Source organism: Rhizobacter sp. (assembly GCF_032229685.1).
Lineage (GTDB): Bacteria > Pseudomonadota > Gammaproteobacteria > Burkholderiales > Burkholderiaceae_C > LMDS01.
This window is the reverse complement of record NZ_JAVTWP010000018.1, coordinates 15515-33810: the sequence shown is the minus strand read 5'-3', so window position 1 is coordinate 33810 and position 18296 is coordinate 15515. Positions and strand designations below refer to the sequence as shown.

At 68.3% G+C, this 18296-nt stretch carries 15 protein-coding genes and 2 tRNA genes; 6 read left to right on the top strand and 11 right to left on the bottom strand.

From position 1 onward, the window contains the following. Positions 1–68 precede the first annotated feature (68 nt). From AC30PD_RS08005 to AC30PD_RS07985, 5 genes are all read right to left on the bottom strand, one after another. Positions 69–1031, bottom strand: a complete 963-nt coding sequence (locus tag AC30PD_RS08005) for a ribose-phosphate pyrophosphokinase (protein WP_489535120.1) — start codon at positions 1029–1031, stop codon at positions 69–71. 63 nt (positions 1032–1094) lie between these two features. Beyond that, positions 1095–1171: transfer RNA gene (locus AC30PD_RS08000), tRNA-Gln, on the bottom strand. A gap of 40 nt (positions 1172–1211) precedes the next feature. After that, positions 1212–2114: a 4-(cytidine 5'-diphospho)-2-C-methyl-D-erythritol kinase gene (gene ispE, locus AC30PD_RS07995; RefSeq protein WP_489535119.1), complete on the bottom strand. Its 903-nt coding sequence runs from the start codon at positions 2112–2114 to the stop codon at positions 1212–1214. Positions 2115–2117: 3 nt separating this feature from the next. Then, positions 2118–2660 carry an outer membrane lipoprotein LolB gene (locus tag AC30PD_RS07990; protein WP_489535118.1) on the bottom strand — a complete coding sequence of 181 codons (543 nt, stop codon included), beginning with the start codon at positions 2658–2660 and terminating at the stop codon, positions 2118–2120. Beyond that, positions 2657–4459, bottom strand: a complete 1803-nt coding sequence (locus AC30PD_RS07985; protein ID WP_489535117.1) for a tetratricopeptide repeat protein — start codon at positions 4457–4459, stop codon at positions 2657–2659. The genes AC30PD_RS07990 and AC30PD_RS07985 overlap by 4 nt, the downstream gene beginning before the upstream one ends. A gap of 76 nt (positions 4460–4535) precedes the next feature. Here AC30PD_RS07985 and mutM point away from each other — a divergent pair, with 76 nt between their 5' ends. The 3 genes from mutM to mutY all read left to right on the top strand — a co-directional run bounded on the left by mutM (position 4536) and on the right by mutY (position 8529). Further along, positions 4536–5351: a bifunctional DNA-formamidopyrimidine glycosylase/DNA-(apurinic or apyrimidinic site) lyase gene (mutM, locus tag AC30PD_RS07980; RefSeq protein WP_489535116.1), complete on the top strand. Its 816-nt coding sequence runs from the start codon at positions 4536–4538 to the stop codon at positions 5349–5351. A gap of 129 nt (positions 5352–5480) precedes the next feature. After that, a complete protein-coding gene (locus AC30PD_RS07975; RefSeq protein WP_489535115.1) occupies positions 5481–7448 on the top strand; it encodes a dynamin family protein in 1968 nt (655 codons plus the stop codon). Positions 7449–7509: 61 nt separating this feature from the next. After that, entirely contained in the window at positions 7510–8529 is a 1020-nt protein-coding gene (gene mutY, locus AC30PD_RS07970) for an A/G-specific adenine glycosylase (RefSeq protein WP_489535114.1), read from the top strand. 3 nt (positions 8530–8532) lie between these two features. On the opposite strand, the gene AC30PD_RS07965 is transcribed toward mutY, so the two are convergent. Genes AC30PD_RS07965 through AC30PD_RS07950 form a run of 4 tightly spaced genes read right to left on the bottom strand, consistent with a single transcriptional unit; the run spans position 8533 to position 12702 of the window. Further along, entirely contained in the window at positions 8533–9153 is a 621-nt protein-coding gene (locus AC30PD_RS07965) for an LON peptidase substrate-binding domain-containing protein (protein WP_489535113.1), read from the bottom strand. A 14-nt stretch (positions 9154–9167) separates the two neighbouring features. Further along, positions 9168–10133: an RNase adapter RapZ gene (rapZ, locus tag AC30PD_RS07960; RefSeq protein WP_489535112.1), complete on the bottom strand. Its 966-nt coding sequence runs from the start codon at positions 10131–10133 to the stop codon at positions 9168–9170. Next, positions 10130–11824: a DNA repair protein RecN gene (gene recN, locus AC30PD_RS07955; protein WP_489535111.1), complete on the bottom strand. Its 1695-nt coding sequence runs from the start codon at positions 11822–11824 to the stop codon at positions 10130–10132. The genes rapZ and recN overlap by 4 nt, the downstream gene beginning before the upstream one ends. Before the next feature lie 2 nt (positions 11825–11826). Beyond that, the gene (locus tag AC30PD_RS07950) at positions 11827–12702 is read right to left on the bottom strand and encodes an NAD kinase (RefSeq protein ID WP_489535110.1); all 876 of its coding nucleotides are present in this window, start codon (positions 12700–12702) and stop codon (positions 11827–11829) included. A 69-nt stretch (positions 12703–12771) separates the two neighbouring features. On the opposite strand from AC30PD_RS07950, the gene hrcA reads away from it, so the two are divergent. Both hrcA and AC30PD_RS07940 read left to right on the top strand, forming a co-directional pair. Further along, complete coding sequence (gene hrcA, locus AC30PD_RS07945; RefSeq protein ID WP_489535162.1) at positions 12772–13788, top strand: heat-inducible transcriptional repressor HrcA; 1017 nt, start codon at positions 12772–12774, stop codon at positions 13786–13788. A 44-nt stretch (positions 13789–13832) separates the two neighbouring features. Then, positions 13833–13909, top strand: a tRNA-Ile gene (locus AC30PD_RS07940). Positions 13910–13961: 52 nt separating this feature from the next. On the opposite strand, the gene AC30PD_RS07935 is transcribed toward AC30PD_RS07940, so the two are convergent. Next, positions 13962–16055 carry an ATP-dependent helicase gene (locus AC30PD_RS07935; RefSeq protein ID WP_489535109.1) on the bottom strand — a complete coding sequence of 698 codons (2094 nt, stop codon included), beginning with the start codon at positions 16053–16055 and terminating at the stop codon, positions 13962–13964. A gap of 42 nt (positions 16056–16097) precedes the next feature. Here AC30PD_RS07935 and AC30PD_RS07930 point away from each other — a divergent pair, with 42 nt between their 5' ends. Continuing rightward, entirely contained in the window at positions 16098–16982 is an 885-nt protein-coding gene (locus AC30PD_RS07930; RefSeq protein ID WP_489535108.1) for a crotonase/enoyl-CoA hydratase family protein, read from the top strand. A 24-nt stretch (positions 16983–17006) separates the two neighbouring features. Here the strand turns inward: AC30PD_RS07930 and AC30PD_RS07925 are convergent, their stop codons facing one another. Next, positions 17007–18230: a serine hydrolase domain-containing protein gene (locus tag AC30PD_RS07925; RefSeq protein ID WP_489535107.1), complete on the bottom strand. Its 1224-nt coding sequence runs from the start codon at positions 18228–18230 to the stop codon at positions 17007–17009. Between the last annotated feature and the right edge of the window lie 66 nt (positions 18231–18296).

The following is an 18296-nucleotide window of genomic DNA, read 5'->3' as shown; positions in this document are numbered from 1 at the left end:
TTCGGGGTAACAGGCCGCAAGGCCCACAGACAAGAAGGGGCGCCCGAAAGCACCCCGGCTCTCGTATTTCAGAAGTTGCTGTTCTGTTCAGCGAACAAGGAAGTGACCGATTCGCCGTCGGAAATGCGGCGGATGGTTTCGGCGAACAGGAAGGCCACCGACTGCTGGCGCACCTTCGTGCACTTCTTGCCTTCTTCGCTGAGCGGAATGGTGTTGGTGATCACGACCTCGTCGAGCGCCGAATTACGGATACGTTCGATGGCCGGGCCGGAAAACACCGCGTGCGTGCAGTAGGCGTAGACCTTCTTCGCGCCGCGTTCCTTCAGCACCTCGGCCGCTTTGACGAGCGTGCCGGCGGTGTCGATCATGTCGTCCATGATCACGCAGTTGCGGCCGTCGATCTCGCCGATCACGTGCATCACTTCGGAGACGTTGGCTTTCGGGCGGCGCTTGTCGATGATGGCCAGGTCGCAGTTCAGCTGCTTGGCCAGCGCGCGGGCGCGCACCACGCCGCCCACGTCGGGCGAGACGACCACGAGGTCGTCGTAGCGCTTGGACTGCAGGTCGGACAGCAACACCGGCGAGGCATAGATGTTGTCGACCGGGATGTTGAAGAAACCCTGGATCTGGTCGGCATGCAAGTCCATCGTGAGCAACCGTTCGACCCCGACCGCTTCAAGCATGTTGGCGACCACTTTCGCGCTGATCGGCACGCGGGTTGAGCGCGGGCGGCGGTCTTGGCGGGCATAGCCGAAGTACGGAATGACCGCCGTGACACGCCGGGCCGAAGCGCGCTTGAGCGCGTCGACCATGATGCACAGCTCCATCAGGTTTTCGTTCGTGGGCGCGCAAGTGGGCTGCACCACGAAGATATCGCGGGCGCGAACGTTCTGGTGGATCTCGATGTCGACTTCACCGTCGGAGAAGCGGCCGACCTTGGCCTTGCCCAACTCGACGCCCAGATGCGTGGCAATCTCCTGCGCCAGGGCAGGATTCGCGTTGCCGGTGAACAGCACGGTGTTGAAAAGCACGTTCTCTCCGGCTAGGCGAAGCCCCGGCGTGCACGGGGTACCGCACCGGGAAACAAGAAAACTTGGCAGGGGAAGAAGGATTCGAACCTTCGCATGTCGGAATCAAAATCCGATGCCTTAACCAACTTGGCGACTCCCCTACACGGGCCGGAAGCCTTGCGGCTGCCGGCCGAAACCTCTTCAGTCGTCGGCCCACCCGACCAGCGGGTGCTGCTGCAGACTGCGGCACATTCTGCCAACCCACCCTGCCGGCAGATCTGCCGGCATCTGAGCGATGGGTCGCTCGGCTGCGCCTTCCCGTGCCGATTCTCCGGTGACTACCCGCGCGAACACCGCGCTTCCGGAGCCTGTCATGCGGCTGTTGCCAAAGCAGCGCTGCAAGATCGCGGCGGCCTGGGCCACTTCGGTGCACGCTGCCTCGGCCGGCGCCTGCAGATCGTTGCGCCCGAACCCGAACGCGCTGATGCCGGCAAACCCACCCGAAGACAAGCCTTCAAGTATAACAGCTTCGGTGTCGCGTACCAGCAGCGGGCTGCCGAAGATGGCACGGGTTTCGATGCTGGCGGCAGGCTTGACGACGGCCAACAGCTCCGGAGCGACGGGCACGGGCGTCAACTGCTCGCCGATGCCTTCGACGAAGGCGTTGTGGCCGCCCACGAAAAACGGCACGTCGGCGCCGAGCTGCAGCCCGAGTGCCATCAGCCGCGAGCGTGGCCAGTTCAGACCCCAGAGTCGGTTCAACGCGAGCAGTGTCGAGGCGGCGTCGGAACTGCCGCCGCCCATGCCGGCGCCCCAGGGGACCTGTTTGTCGATCGAGATGTCTGCGCCGAGCGCCGTGCCGCTTTCGGTCTGCAAGGCCTTCGCAGCGCGCAGGCACAGGTCGTCGTCGGGCAGCCTGGCGCCAAGATCGTGGCGTGCGATGCGGCCGTCGTCGCGGCGCTCGAAGTGCAGCGTGTCGCACCAGTCGATCAGCACGAACAGCGACTGCAGCAGGTGGTAGCCATCGGTGCGTCGGCCGGTCACGTGCAGAAAGAAGTTCAGCTTGGCGGGCGCCGCCACGTCGCAAAGCGCGCGCAAGGCCATCGCTCAGCGCCGGTCGAGCTGCGCGCGCACCGTGACGACCGGTGCGCGCTCGCGCCGGGCCGCCACCTGGGCGTCGTCGAAGCGGGCCAGGCTGACCACCCAGCCGAGCTGGGCGAAGCCGGGTTCGGCCGGGGCGACTGTCGGTGTGCTGGCCGCACCCGGCCAGGGCCGGCCGCGCAGCCAGTCGAACAGGGCCGCGACCGGCAGGCTTTCACCGAGCACGGCGCTCGTCAGCGCGTCGAGATCTTCGTACCTCGTATCGCCCTGGGGCGTGGTGAGCACCACGCTGCCCGGTGCCCAACGGGCTTGCGCGAGCACGCTGCCGAGCGGCGTGCTCAGGTCGAGGCGGCCGTTGCCCGCGTCGCCGCGCAATTCGAAGACCGCGCTGACCGAGCGGGCCGGTGCGCCGGCAGCCGCTTCCACGCGCACGGCGAGCCGGCCGCTGAGTGTTTCGCCGCCAAGCGCGTCGATTGTTTTGGGCGTGATGGCGCAGGCGCCCAGCAGCACCGCCGCCACGAGCGATGCCGCACGGCCCGCCAGACTCACAGGTCGACCCGCAGCCGCGCCAGCGTTTCGCGCAGCACTTCGTTGCCGGCGTCCTTGCCACGGCCTTCGCGCCAGATCTTGCGGGCCTCGTCTTTCTGGCCGCTGACCCACAACACCTCGCCCAGGTGCGCGGCGATCTCGGCGTCGGGCTGGCCGCGGTAGGCGTCGCGCAGCAGGCGCACCGCTTCTTCGCGGTTGCCCAACCGGTATTCGACCCAACCCAGGCTGTCGGTGATCGACGGTTCGCCGGGGCTCAGATCGAGCGCCTTCTTGATCAGCGTGCGCGCTTCGGGCAGGCGCACATTGCGTTCAGCCAGCGAGTAGCCCAGCGCGTTGTAGGCGTGCTGGTGGTCGGGCTTGAGCGCGATCACGCGGCGCAGCAGGCGCTCCATGTCGTCGAGCTTGTTGAGCTTCTCGAGCATCATCGATTGCTCATAGATCAGGTCGACGTCGTTTGCGAACTGCACGTTCGCCTTGCCCAGCAGGGTGTTGGCTTCGTTCCACTGCTTCACGTCGCGCAGCACCTGCGTTTCGGCAAGCAGTTTGGCGCGCGCGTCGGCCGGCGCTTTTTCGGGCACGCGCCGGATCAGCTCACGCGCTTGCGCCAGCTTGCCCTGGCGGGCCAGCAGCGAAGCGCGACGCGTCTGCACTTCGAGCGCACGCTGCGGGTCGTCGATCTTTGCCAGCCAGGCTTCCGAGGCACGGAAGTCACCCTGCAGATCGGCCGCCTGGGCCAACAGCAGCCAGGCGCGGGTGAGCGCATCTTCGGTGGTGGTGGGCGCATCGTCATCATCGGACGCGTCGGCCGCAGGCTTGGGCAGCGCGCCGCCCGCTTGCACCAGTTCGACGTATTTCTGCAGCGCGACGATCGCCGGCGCCGGTTCGCGCAGCTGCAGGTGCAGCGCGCCCAGGGTCAGCCAGGCCTGCGCCAGCTGCGGCGCGGTGCGGGTCAATGTTTCGAGCTGCGTGGTGGCGTCGCCATAGCGCGGCACGGCGAGCAGCGCACGCACGTAGAGCAGGCGCACGCCGTTGCTGTCGGGGCGGGCCGTCAGATGGTTCAGAACGATCGCGGTCGCGGCGGCATCGCCGGGCGGGAGCTCGAGCGCCAGCACCGCCGGGCCTTCGGCCGCCGCGTCCAGCGCGTGGGCGCGTTGTGCGAAGGCCAGCGCCTTGGCGTTGTCTTGTGCCGCGAGCCAACTGCGGCCGCTGGTGACGAGCGACGCCACGCGGGTGTCGGGCGCGTCGACGTAGGGGCGCAGCACCTGTTCGGTGAGGGTGGCGATCTCTGCCTTGTTGGCGCTGCGTGCAAAAAAGCGCGGCAGCGCGGTGATCAGGCTGGCCCTTTCGGCCGCAGGTGTCTGCTTCAGCAGCGCTTGCAGAGGCTCGAGTGTTTCCTGCGGGCGGTTCAGGGCGACCAGCAGTTGAATCTGGTAGCGCAGGGCGTCGAGCGAGTCGGGCAGCGTCTGGCGCCAGGCCTTGGCCGACACGAGCGCCTGGTCGCCGGCGCGGGCCTGCAAGGCGATGTCGGTGGCGCGGCGGAAGAGCTGTTCGTCTTTCGTGCGGCGCGCGGCGTCGAGGATCACCTGGAATGCCGCGCCGGCTTCGCCTTCGCGCAGCTGAATTTCGCCGATCAGCAGCTGGTAGAACAGCGGCGCGTCGATGTTGGAGTTGTCGACTTTCGCGACCAGCACCGGCGGGCTGCCGGCTTCCTGGGCGACAACGCCTTGTGCCAGGGCGGCCGATGCCGCCACGGCCACCAGCGTGCGGGCGGCCCGGAATCGGGGACTGAAAAGTGGCATCGGCGGGCTCCTGGAGGCGCGAAGAAGATTCTAGGGCGCTGCGATGCGACCCCAGCCGGCCACGATAATTCCCTTCATGCCTGAATTGCCCGAGGTCGAGGTCACACGCCAGAGTTTTGCGCGGCGTATTCACGGTGCACAGATTCATGCCGTTCGCTTGGGCAAGCCGCTGCGCTGGCCGCTCGGCTGCGCGCCGGAATCGCTGGTGGCGCAGGCCGTCGGCGAGGTCACGCGGCGCGGTAAATATTTGTGGCTGGCGCTCGATCGCGGCGGCCTGCTGATGCACCTGGGCATGTCGGGCTCGCTGGCGTTCGACGCGGCGCCCGCGGCGCCCGGCCCGCACGACCATTTCGACCTCGTCACCGCCCGCGGCACCTTGCGCCTGACCGACCCGCGGCGTTTCGGCGCGGTGGTCTGGTCGCCCTCGTTCGACACCGGCGCGGCCGGCAAATTGCTCGCGGGGCTCGGGCTCGAACCGTTCGATACCGCCTTCACCGGCGAGCACCTGCACGCCGCGCTGCGCGGCCGGCGTGTCGCCATCAAGCAGGCGCTGCTCGGCGGCGCCATCGTCGTCGGCGCCGGCAACATTTACGCGTGCGAAGCGTTGTTCGAAGCCGGTATCGACCCGCGCACACGCAGCGACCGCATCAGCCGCGCACGCTGCGACAGGCTGGCCGTCGCCGTGCGTGAAACGCTCGCCCGCGCGCTCGCGCTCGGCGGCTCCACGCTGCGCGACTTTCGCGATGCGCACGGCATGGCCGGCGAGTTCCAGCTGCAGGCGCGGGTCTACGGCCGTGCCGGCGAACCTTGCTTGCGCTGCAATGGCACCGTTCGCCGCATCGTGCAGGGCCAGCGCGCCACATTCTTCTGCGCCGGCTGCCAGCGACGGTGAGCGATTCGGGAACTGCTTGGCAGTTTCTGCGGCTGTGTTGGTGAGCAGATGTTTCATTCGTCTGCCGCGTAAATGCTTGCGCTACGATGATTCGCTGATCGTTCCACCACTGCGTCACCACCGCTCTTCATGACATCTTCGCCCTCGTTCGCCACCAGTCTCGATGCCCTCAGCGGCTGGCGTTCGGCGCTCGCGCAGCGGCTCGACGACGTCTCGCGCTTCCTCGGCGAACACGAGCTGGTCGACGAGTCGGCGAGCATCCAGGTGAGTTCGCTGCGTGAACGCCTCGGCAACGAAAAGCTGGTCGTCGCCTTCGTCGCCGAGTTCTCGCGCGGCAAGTCTGAACTGATCAACGCGATCTTCTTCGCCGATACCGGCCGGCGCATCCTGCCGGCCACGCCGGGCCGCACCACCATGTGCCCGGTCGAGCTGGCCTGGGACGCCGAAGAAGCTTCGTCGCTGATGCTGTTGCCGATCGAGACCCGGCTCGACGGCCTGTCGCTCGCCGAGCTGCGCCCGCAGCGCCGCGCCTGGAAAGTCGTGCCGCTGCTGGTGCGCGACCCGGAGCAACTGGCGCAGTCGCTGCTCGAAGTCACGCGCACCAGTTTTGTCACCAAAGACCAGGCCCGCGCCCTCGGTTTCTGGGACGACGCCCACCCCGAAGACAACCCGCCGCTCGACGACGCCGGCCGCGTCGAGGTGCCGGCCTGGCGCCACGCCGTCATCAACTACCCGCACCCCTTGCTCAAGCAGGGGCTGGTGGTGCTCGACACGCCGGGCCTGAACGCCATCGGCGCCGAGCCCGAACTCACGCTGAGCCTGCTGCCTTCGGCGCACGCCACGGTGTTCATCCTCGGTGCCGACACCGGCGTCACCAAGTCCGACATGGCGATCTGGCGCGACCACCTCGGCAGCCACGCGCCCACACGCTTCGTGGTGCTGAACAAGATCGACGCGTTGGTCGACCCGCTGGCCACCGCCGCGGCGGTGCAGGCGCAGATCGCCGGCGTGCGCCGCGAGACTGCGCGCACGCTCGACATCCCGCCCGAGCGCGTGTTCCCGCTCTCGGCGCGTCAGGCCTTGGCTGCGCGTGTGATGGGCGACCATGACGCGCTGCGCGACAGCCACCTGCCCGAACTCGAATCCGCGCTCGGCACGCAGCTGCTGCCACAGCGCCGCCAGGTGCTCGAAGACGTGGTGCTCGAAGGCGCGCAGCAGATCGAAACCCATGTGGCCCGGCGCCTGGGCGACACCCGCCGCCAGCTCGCCGAGCAGATGCTCGAACTGCGCGGGCTGCGCGGCAAGAGCAGCTCCAAACTGCGCCTGATGATCGAACGGGTCGACGCCGAAACCGCCGAGTTCGAGCAGTGCACCGTGCGCCTGCAGGCGCTGCGCGTCGTGCACAGCCGCATGCTGAAAGACGCGCTGGTCGGCCTGTCTTCAGACCGCCTGCGCGAAGAGGTGAGCGAGATGCAGGCGGTGATGAACAAGTCGCTGCTCAACCTGGGTGCCAAGAAGGCCTTCATCGTGCTGTGCGCCAAGCTGCGCGCCCTGCTCACAGGCGCACAACAGCTCAACGTCGAAGTGCGCGACATGCTCGGCGCCTCGTTCGCCCGGCTCAATGCCGAGTTTGGCTTCAGCCTGGCGCTGACCAAGGCGCCCGAGATGGAGCGCTACATCGAAGAACTCAGCCTGATCGAAACCAACTACGTGCAGTACCTGGGCCTCACGCAGGCACTGCGCCTGTCGCAGCCCAAGTTCATGGAACAGTTCCGGCGCATGCTGGTCTCCAAGCTGCGCGTCGTGTTCGAGAACGCGAGTGGCGACCTCGAGATCTGGAACAAGTCCACTTCGGCGCAGGTCGACTCGCAACTGCGCGAGCGGCGCCGCAACTTCCGGCGCCGTCGCGAGTCGCTCGAACGGGTGCAGACGGCCGCGAGCGAACTCGAACTGCGCCTGGGCGAGATCGAAGCGCAAGACGACCGGCTGCAAAGCCTGCTCGGCCGCACGCGTCACCTGCTCGAGGCTTTGCGCGAGCAGGCCTGCGCCGGGCCGATGCCCGAAGCCGCAGCACAACCGCTGCGCGCCCAGGCCTGATTTGGCGCGGGTCGGCGCTGGCGCAACGCGCCTCACGGAAGAGCCTGCGTTCAGCGCACGCGTGATCGAATGGCAGCGGCTGCACGGCCGCCACACGCTGCCCTGGCAGAACACACGCGACCCTTACCGCGTGTGGCTCTCCGAGATCATGTTGCAGCAGACCCAGGTGAGCACCGTGCTCTCTTACTTCGAGCGCTTTCTGCAACGCTTTGCCGACGTGCAGGCACTCGCTGCTGCGCCGCTCGACGACGTGCTCGCGCTCTGGAGCGGCCTGGGTTACTACAGCCGCGCGCGCAACCTGCACCGCTGCGCGCAGGCCGTGGTCAGCGAACACGGTGGGCAGTTCCCGCGCAGCAGCGCCGAGTTGGCCGCCCTGCCTGGCATCGGCCGCTCCACGGCGGCGGCGATCGCCGCCTTCTGCTTCGGTGAACGGGTCGCGATCCTCGACGGCAACGTCAAGCGTGTGTTGACGCGCGTGCTCGGCTTCGAAGGTGATCTGGCCGAAGCCGCTCAAGAGCGCGCCTTGTGGGAACAGGCCACGCACTTGTTGCCCCACGACGGCATCGAGCGCTACACCCAGGGCCTGATGGACCTGGGCGCCACGGTGTGCCTGCAGCGCGCGCCTTCTTGCCTGCTGTGCCCGGCGCAAGGCCAGTGCGTCGCAGCGCGTACACAGACGCAGCAGCGCTTTCCGGTCAAGACCCGCAAGCTCAAACGAAAGTCGCGCGAGCACCTGTGGTTGTGGCTGCACTGGCGCGATCAGGTCTGGCTGGTGCAACGCCCGCAGACCGGTGTGTGGGCTGCGTTGTGGAGCTTGCCCGAGTTCGATTCGAAGGCGGCGTTCGACGCCGCAAGCAAATCCTGGCCCGGCGAAGCGCAGGCCTTGCCCAGCTTCAAGCACACGCTCACCCACCTCGACTGGACGCTGCACCCGCTGCGCTGGACCTTGCCCGAGCGCACCAGCCCGGCACGTGTCGCACAGATCGTGAGCACCTGGCCGAGCGGCGGCTGGTTCACCCAGCAAGCCGCACTCGCCGCGGGCTTGCCCGCGCCCCTGCGCAAGCTCTTGCAGAAGAGCTGAACCCTACTTCACCACACCGCGGCTGCGCAGAAAGTCGTCGACGAGTTTCAGGCGCGCCATCGGGTCGGGCAACTCCATCAGCTTCTGTTTGGCAGCGGTCGAGATTGGCAGGATCTCGCACCAGCGGTTGGCCACCCAGCCCGCGTCGTCGAAGCGGTGCGGCGTGAGAAACGGCTCCGAGCCCCGGCCCTTGAGGGAAGCGATGGCGCTGGCCAGGCCACGCACGGCTTCGAGCAGACCCGGTGTCGGCGCGAGCAACGCATCGTTCGGCAAGGCGCGTGTGTCGGCGAGCCAGAGACCGCCGGGCTGCTGCCGGCTACTTTCAACCGCGAACCGCTGCACGCCGCGGCAACGCACCTGAAGAATGCCGGCGCGTTCGCTGTCGACGTCGATGATCTCGGCCACCGTGCCGATCGCCTCGTGGTGCTGGCCGTCTTCGGGCAGCTTGCCGGCGTCGGCCCGCAAGGCGACCACGCCGAACGCACGCTGCTCGCGCATGGCGTTCGTGACCAGATCGACATAGCGCGCCTCGAGCACCTTCAGGCTCAGCAGGCCACCGGGGAACAACACCGCCTTCAGCGGGAACAGCGGCAGCCCGGTGGCCAGGGTGTTCGACGAAGCCATCGCAGGCCCGGCCTTCAGTCGCGTGCGTCGAGCTCGCGGTGGCGCACCAGCGTGGCGGCCAAGTCGCGAAAACGCTGCGCCAGCGTCTCCACGAAATACACCGAACGGTGCTGGCCCCCGGTGCAACCAATCGCGACCGTGAGGTAACTGCGCTGGTCGCCTTCGAAGGCCGGCAGCCAGCGCGACAGAAAGGCCTCGATCTGCCCCAGCATCTCGGCCACTTCGGGCTGCGCGCGCAGGTAGTCGGCCACCGGGGCGTCGCGCCCGTTCAGCGGGCGCAGCTCGCGCACGTAGTGCGGGTTGGGCAGCACGCGCACGTCGAACACGTAGTCGGCGTCGAGCGGCACGCCGTGCTTGAAGGCGAAGCTTTCGAACACGAGCGTGAGGCGGTTGCCGGCGGCACGCACCATGTCGCGCATCCACACCCGCAGCTGCGCCGGGCGCAGCTGGCTGGTGTCGATCACGGTCGCCACCTCGCGCAGGTCGGCCAGCAGTTCGCGTTCGAGTTCGATCGCGTCGACGAGCGCGCGCCGGCCGTCGATGGCCTGGTCGCTCTTGCGCCGCGCCTGCGTGCTGCGCGTCGTGTCGTCCGACAGCGGGTGCGGGCGCCGGGTTTCGGAAAAGCGCCGCACCAGCGCGTCGGTGTTGGCGTCGAGGAACACGACGCGGATCGACACACCTTCGGTGCCCAGCTGCGGCAGCAGGTCGAGCAGAAAGGGCAAGGAATCGGCGGTGCGCACATCGACAGCAATGGCCACGCGCCGGTCGAGCCGCTCTTGTTCGAGCCGCAGGAACTCGCGCAGCAGCTCGGGGGGCAAGTTGTCGACGCAGAAGAAGCCGGCGTCTTCGAGCGCATGCAGCGCCACCGACTTGCCCGAGCCAGAAATGCCGGTGACCAGCACCACCTCGCTGATGGCGTGGGGCGTGTTCGTGGGCGCGGGCGCTGCGCTCGCGGTCTGGCTGGCAGGCTTCTTCTTCATGGCTTTTTCTTGGCTCGCGGCGAAGCGGCAGGCTCGGCCGCGACCGACAACATCTCTTGCGCGTGGGCCAGGCGTGTGTTCGACAGGCGCTCGCCACCCAGCATGCGCGCCACTTCGGCCACACGCTGCTCGCCGCTCACGCTGTGCACTTCGCTCAGCGTGAGCCCGCCGCGCATCTGCTTGCTGACCACGAAGTGGTGGTCGGCACAGGCCGCCACCTGCGGCAGGTGCGTCACGGCCAGCACCTGGCGGTCGCGGCCGAGCTGCTTCATCAGGCGGCCCACGGTCTCGGCCACGGCACCGCCGACACCGGCATCGATCTCGTCGAAGATGAGCGTGCCGGCCGCGCCGTCTTTGCTTTCGAGCTGGCTCGTCGTCACCGCGATCGCGAGCGCGATGCGCGACAACTCGCCGCCCGAAGCCACCTTGGCCAGCGGCCGGGGCGTGCTGCCGGCGTGGCCGGCGACGAGGAACTCGGCCGACTCGAGCCCGAACGATTGCGGCGCGTCCTGCTTCGTCAACGCCACCTCGAAGCGCCCGCCGGCCATGCCGAGCTGCTGCATCGCCTGTGTGACCGCGTTGGCGAGCTTGGGCACGGCGGCGCGGCGCGCTGCAGACACCCGTTTCGCTTCGGCCTCGAACGTGGCCAGCGCCTGGCCGAGCTGGCGTTGCAGGCCGTCCAGGTCGGCCGCCGCGTCGAGCGCGCGCAACTCGTCTTTCCACTGCGCCAGCAGGGCCGACAACTCCGCCGGCGGCCGCCGGTAGCGCCGCGCCAGGCCCACCCACGCCGAAAGGCGGTCGTCGAGCGCCTGCAAACGCTGCGGTTCGACGTCGGTGTGGTGCAGGTAGCTGCCGAGCGTGTGCGCAGCGTCTTGCAGTTGCGCCTGCGCGCCTTGCAGCACTTCGATCGTGGAGGCGAGCTGCGCGTCGAACGAGGCCACGTCCTGCAAGGCATGCAAGGCGCGGCCGGTGAGGGCGTCGGCGTTGTCGTCGGCTTCGGAAACGGCGTCGAGCGCCGCACGCGCCGCGTCGATCAGCGCCTGCACGTTGGCGAGCCTGGTGTGCTCGGCTTCGAGCTCGGCCCATTCGTCGGCGCCCGGCGCGAGCTTGTCGACCTCACCGATCTGCCAGGCCAGGCGCTCGCGTTCGCGCTCGAGCCCCGCCTGCTGCGTGCCGGCCGCGGCCAGCGCTTCGGCGGCGCGTTTCCATTCAGACCACAACGTGGCGAGCGGTGCCGCGTCGATGCCCGCGAACGCATCGAGCAGCCCGCGCACCGAAGGCCCGCGCGTCAAGCTTTGCCAGGCGTGCTGGCCGTGGATGTCGACGAGGTGGTCGGCCGCTTCACGCAGCTGCGCGATGGTGGCAGCACTGCCGTTGACCCACGCGCGGCTCTTGCCCTGCGCATCGATCGTGCGGCGCAGCAGCAGGCTGTCGTTCGCCTCGAATCCACCTTCGTCTAGCCAGGCCGACAGGCTGGCCGGCGCGTCGAACTCGGCCACGATCTCGGCGCGGGCCGCGCCTTCGCGCACCACGCCGGCGTCGCCCCGGCTGCCGAGCGCCAGCTGCAGCGCGTCGACCAGGATCGACTTGCCTGCACCGGTTTCGCCGGTCAACACCGAGAAGCCGGCGTCGAACTCGACATCGAGCGTGCTGACGATGACGAAGTCGCGCAGTGAAAGACGCCGCAACACCTTCAGTTCACTCCGGAATTCCAGTGCAGCTTGCGCCGCAGCGTGGCGTAGTAACTCCAGCCGCGCGGGTGCAAAAAGCGCACCTGGTGCGCCGAGCGCCGCACGCTGATGCGGTCGCCGTGCAAGAGGCTGGCCAAAGACTGCATGTCGAAGCTCACGCTCGCGTCGCGGCCGGCCACGATCTCGATGACGATCTCGCCGGTGTCGGGCAGCACGATCGGCCGGTTCGACAAGTCGTGCGGTGCGATCGGCACCAGCACCCAGGCCGCGATGCCGGGATGCAGGATCGGCCCGCCGGCCGAGAGCGCGTAGGCGGTCGAACCCGTGGGCGAACCGATGATCAGGCCGTCGGCACGGATGTTGGCCACGAACTCGTCGCCGATCTCGACCTTCAGCTCGACCATGCTGGCCGCGCCGCCGCGGCTGACCACCACGTCGTTCATCGCGAAGCCTTCGAAGATCAGCTCGCCGTCGCGCCGCACACCGCCTTCGAGCATGGTGCGGCGCTCTTCTTCATAGTCGCCGGCGATCATCGGTGCGAGCGATTCGGCGAACTGGCCCGCCGGCAAATCAGTGATGAAGCCGAGCCGCCCGGTGTTGATGCCGACCAGCGGCGTGCCGTGGCGCGCGAGCTGGCGCGCGATGCCGAGCATGGTGCCGTCGCCACCCACCACCACGGCCAGGTCGCACTCGCGGCCGAGCTGGTCGGGCGTCAACGCGCCATGGTCGGTGATGCCGGTGTTCAGCGCCGTCTGCGTCTCCATCGAGACTTCGAGGCCCTGGCGGATCAGGAATTGCGCGATCTCTTCCAGCACCCCGCGCATGCCCTGGGACTGGTACTTTCCCACGAGGGCGGCATGACGAAAGCGGCTGGTCATGCGCGGGATTACACCACAGCGCCCCTGCGCAACGCGCCTCAGAATCACCCGCAAACTACAATGAAAACCATGTTGGACGAGCGCGCGAAAACACTGCTGAAAGCCCTGGTCGAGCGCTACATCGCCGACGGCCAGCCGGTGGGTTCGCGCACCCTGTCGCGCGCCAGCGGCCTGGAGCTGTCGCCCGCGACCATCCGCAACGTGATGGCCGACCTGGAAGAGCTGGGCCTGATCGCCAGCCCCCACACCAGCGCCGGGCGCATCCCCACGGCACGCGGCTACCGCCTGTTCGTCGACACCATGCTCACCGCGCAGCCGCTCAACCTGGCGAGCGTGCCGCCGATCGAACCGCAGCTGCCGCACGACCAGCCGCAGCGCGTGATCGCGAACGCGGCGCAGTTGCTGTCGAATTTGTCGAGTTTCGTCGGCGTGATCACGGCCCCGCGCAAGGCGAGCGTGTTTCACCACATCGAGTTCATGCGGCTGAGCGAACGGCGCGTGCTGGTGATCTTGGTGGCGCCCGACGGCGATGTGCAGAACCGCGTGATCTTCACCGCGCAGGACTACACCCAGAGCCAGCTCGTCGAAGCCAGCAACTACCTCACCGCGCACTACGCCGGCCTGACGATCGAAGACGTGCGCGAGCGCCTGAAGACCGAAGTCGACGCGCTGCGCGGCGAGATCGCCACGCTGATGCAGGCCGCGGTGCAGGCCGGCAGCGAAGCCCATGCCGACAGCCAGGAGCAGGTGGTGATCTCCGGCGAGCGCAACCTGCTCACGGTGCAAGATTTCTCCAGCGACATGGGCAGCCTGCGCAAGCTGTTCGACATCTTCGAGCAGAAGACACAGCTCATGCGCCTGCTCGACGTGAGCAGCCGCGCCGAAGGCGTGCGCATCTACATCGGCGGCGAAAGCCTGGTGGTGCCGTTCGAGGAGCTCTCGGTCGTGTCGGCCCCCTACGAAGTGAACGGCCAGGTGGTGGGCACGCTGGGCGTGATCGGGCCGACGCGCATGGCCTACGACCGCATGATCCAGATCGTCGACATCACCTCGCGGCTGGTGAGCAATGCGCTCAGCAGCAAGTGAGGTGGCTGGGGCGCGAGAGCGTGCTGCCTACAATCGGCCGCTTCGGGCCGTTAGCTCAGTTGGTTAGAGCAGAGGACTCATAATCCTTTGGTCGTTGGTTCAAGTCCAACACGGCCTACCAACAGATCAGTTGAAGCGCGTTCATCGGCCCGGTGCGGCCTGATGACCACGCCTCACCATGCGGCACGAAGCCTCGCGCCGATGTCCAGGCCAGGGCCTGCCACGGCGTTGATGCCCAGCGCCTTGTCGATCGAAGGGCCAGCGGCCTTCGGCCCGACCCGCTCGAACTCCACCGCCACGCTCTCCGGAATGAACCGCGACAACGACGCGTACAGGTGCCGGTCGCCGAAGCCGCGCTGCTGCGTCACGTAGAAGCGCTGCGGCACCAAGAGGTGCAGGTGCTGCTTGGCGCGCGTCATGGCCACGTAGAGCAGCCGGCGTTCTTCTTCGATCTGTTTGGCCTCGCCCGCGCTCAGGTCGGCGGGCATGCAGCCGTCGACCACGTTGAGCAGGTGCACCGACTGCCATTCCTGGCCCTTGGCGGAATGGATCGTGGACAGGATCAGGTAGTCCTCGTCGAGGTGCGGCGGGCCTGATTCGTCGCTCGTGGCCTGCGGCGGGTCGAGCGTGAGCTCGGTCAGGAAACGCTCGCGGCTCGTGTAGCCGCCGGCGATGCGGCCGAGCTGGTCCAGGTCGGCCAGGCGCACGCGCGCGTCGTCGTGCAGGCGTTCGAGTTGCGGCAGGTACCAGCGCTGCACCAGCGCCATGTCGCCAGGCCAGCTGGCAGCATCGGGTCGGGCCAGGGCCTGCATCAAGAGGCGCAGCGCGTGCCAGTCTTCGCGCGCTGACGGCGGCGGCTCGAAGGCCGACAACGTGGCCCGCGGGTCGGCCGCGCCTTCCATCGCATCGAGCAAGCGGCGCGCGCTGGCCGGGCCGATGCCCGCCACGAGTTGCGCAACCCGAAAGCCGGCGAGCCGGCTGCGCGGGTTCTGCGACCAGCGCAGCACCGAGAGCACGTCCTTGATGTGCGCGGCCTCCAGAAACTTCAGGCCGCCGAACTTCACGAAAGGGATGTTGCGCCGCGCGAGCTCGAGCTCCAGCGCGGCGCTGTGGCTCGACGTTCTGAACAGCACCGCCTGCGACTTGAGCTTGAGCCCCTGCTCGCGGTGTTCGAGCACCTTGTCGGCCACCCAGCTCGCTTGCGCCGCGTCGTCTTGCACGGTCACGAGCCACGGCTTTTCCGACGAAGTGCGGTCGGTCCAGAGCTGCTTGGTGTGGCGCTCGGCCGCCTGCGCCATCACGGCGTTCGACGCGGCGAGGATCGGCTGCGTCGAGCGGTAGTTGCGCTCCAGCGTGACCATCCGCGCCGGCGGCGTGAACTGCGCCGGGAAGTCGAGGATGTTGCGCACTTCGGCGGCACGAAAAGAATAGATCGACTGTGCGTCGTCGCCCACGACCACCAGGCCCCGGCCATCGGGCTTCAGGGCTTGCAGGATCGCGGCCTGCAGCCGGTTCGTGTCTTGGTATTCGTCGACCAGCACATGGTCGAAGCGCGCGCCGACCTGTTGCGCGAGCGCGGGCTCGGTCATCATTTGCTGCCAGTAGAGCAGCAGGTCGTCGTAGTCGAGCACCCGCTGTTTCTGCTTCTCGGCCACGTAGGCGGCAAACAGGCGGCGCAGCTCGGGCTCGAACGAGGCGCACCACGGAAAGCTCTCGTCCAGCACCTGGCGCAGGCCGGCCTGCGTGTTCACCACGCGCGAGTAGATGGCCAGGCAGGTGCCCTTCAGCGGAAAGCGTTTGATGCTGTTGCTGAACCCGCACTCGTGGCGCACCAGGCCCAGCAGGTCTTCGGCATCGCTGCGGTCGAGGATCGTGAACGAGGGGTCGAGGCCGATCTGCGCCGCGTGCTCTCGCAGCAGCCGCGCACCGATGCCGTGAAAGGTGCCGGCCCAGGGCAACGACGGCAGGGCACTGCCTGCAGGCCAACCCAGCGCGGCTTGCAGCAGGCCACCGGCACGCCGCGCCATCTCGGCGGCGGCGCGGCGCGAGAAGGTCAGCAGAAGGATGCGTTGCGGGTCGGCACCCGCGGTGACGAGGCGCGCCACGCGTGCCGCCAGCGTCTTGGTCTTGCCGCTGCCGGCGCCGGCGATCACGAGCAGCGGTGCGGCCTGGCGCGCGTCGCCGTGCAGGCCATGCTCCACGGCGCAGCGTTGTGCGTCGTTCAGCGTGGCAAAAGGGTCGAGCACCGCGGTGTCGTGCGAAAGCATGCCAGACTGTATATTCATCCAGCCATCGCCGCGAGACCCGCCATGACCCAACCCACCTTCGAAACCCTGCTCTACAGCGTGGAAGACGGCATCGCCACGCTCACGCTGAACCGCCCCGAGAAGATGAACGCGTTCACCGCGCAGATGCGCGACGACCTCGTGGGCGCGTTCGACCTCACCGATGCCGACGACGCGGTGCGGGTGGTCATCGTCACCGGCGCCGGGCGTGCCTTCTGCGCCGGGGCCGACCTGTCGAGCGGCGGCAAGACCTTCGACTACGCCGCCCGCGGCGAGTCGGCACGCGACCGGTTCAAGGTGGGCGACGTGTACCGCGACGGCGGCGGCATCGTCACGCTGCGCATCTTCAACAGCCTGAAGCCGGTGATCGGCGCCATCAACGGCGCGGCGGTCGGCATCGGCATGACGATGCAGTTGCCGATGGACATTCGCCTGGCCTCGACCGACGCGCGCTTCGGCTTCGTGTTCGCGCGGCGCGGCATCACGCCCGAAGCAGCGTCGACCTGGTTCCTGAGCCGCCTGGTGGGCATGCAGACGGCGCTCGAATGGTGCTTCACCGGCCGCCTGTTCAATGCGCAGGAAGCGAAAGACCGCGGCCTGGTGCGCAGCCTTCACGCGCCGGATGAACTGCTGCCCGCGGCGCGTGCGCTGGCGCGCGAGATCGCCGACCACACCGCGCCCGTGTCGGTGGCGCTCACGCGCCAGATGCTGTGGCGCATGGCCGGGCAAGACCACCCGATGAAAGCGCACCGCGTCGACAGCCGGGCGATCCAGTCGCGCGGGCAATCGGCCGATGCGCGCGAAGGCGTGAGTTCGTTTCTCGAGAAGCGGCCGGCCGTGTACCCGAACAAGGTGTCGACCGACATGCCCGAGTTCTTTCCGTGGTGGGACGAGCCTGAATTCGAATGACCGCCGCGCTTCGCGGCTGAACCGTCAGCGCGCCGGCGCCGAAGCGGGCACGCCGGCGGCCTCGTCGTCGACCGCTTTCTGCACCGCCTTGTAAAACGCTTCGCGCGCCGGGCCGGCCACCGGGTCGCGCGCGCCGCCGCCCCAGTCGGCGTTCGAGGCGATCACGAGCTTGCGCTTCGGGTCGATGAAGATGCCCTGGCCGAAGATGCCGCGCGCGGCGAAGCTGCCGTCGGTGGTCGTCCACCACTGGTAGCCGTAGCCGCGGCCGGGCTGGCCGATGCCGGTGCGCTCGCTCGTCGCTTCGGCGAGCCAGCCGTCGGGCACGATGCTCTGGCCGTTCACCTGTGCGCCGTTCAGGATGAACAGCCCGAAGCGCGCAAAGTCGCGCGAGGCGGCCTGGATGCAGCAGCCGCTGATCTCCTTGCCGCTGCGGCTCAGCAGCCAGGTGGCCTGCTGCTCCATGCCGACCGGCCCCCAAACCTTTTCTGCCAGGTAGTCGTTCAGGTTCTTCTTCGTCGCCTGGCCCACCAGAATGCCGACGAGGTTGGTCTCGCCGGTGCTGTAGAGCCAGCGTGTGCCGGCGGGTGCTTCGCGCGGCAGGCGGCGCAGGTAACTCACGGTGCTGTCGACGCCTTCTTCGGGCTTGTGGTTGTTGAAGCGCGCCACGTCTGAATGGGGGTCGGCGTAGTCCTCGTTCCACTTCACGCCCGAGGTCATGGTCAGCAGCTGGCGAATGCTCACGTCGTCGTAGGCCGAGCCTTTCATCTGCGGGATGTAGTCGCTGACCTTGTCGTCCATGCTCTTGATGTGGCCGTCGCGCAGCGCCGCGCCCACGAGCGTGGAGGTGAACGACTTGGCGACCGAAAAGCTGGTCCAGCGCCCGCTGGCATCGAAGCCCAGGCCGTAGCGCTCGAGGCGCAGCTTGCCGTCGTGAACGATCAGCAAGGCCGCGCTGCGCTGGCCGGCCATGTAGGCGTCGACATCGAACGGCAGTTTCAGCGGCGGGCCTGGCGGCAGCGGCGCGGGCTGGCCGCTCGCTGGTACGACACGCGACTTGGCCAGCACCGGCAGGCGGTCGAGCGCGCGGAATGCCGCGTCGCGTTGGGCTTCGTTCCAGAACAGCAGGTCGCGGTTGGTGGGCAAGGTGGCGAGCAGGCCGCGGGTTTCCTTGTCGAGGCTGAACCAGCCCGCCGTGCCGGCCACGGCGAGCGCCAGCAGCAAACCGAGCGCGATTTTCTTGATCTTCATCGAAGCACTCCGCAGAGACAGTGGCGAAAGATCACATTGGACACGATGCGCCTGCCGGCCCACCGC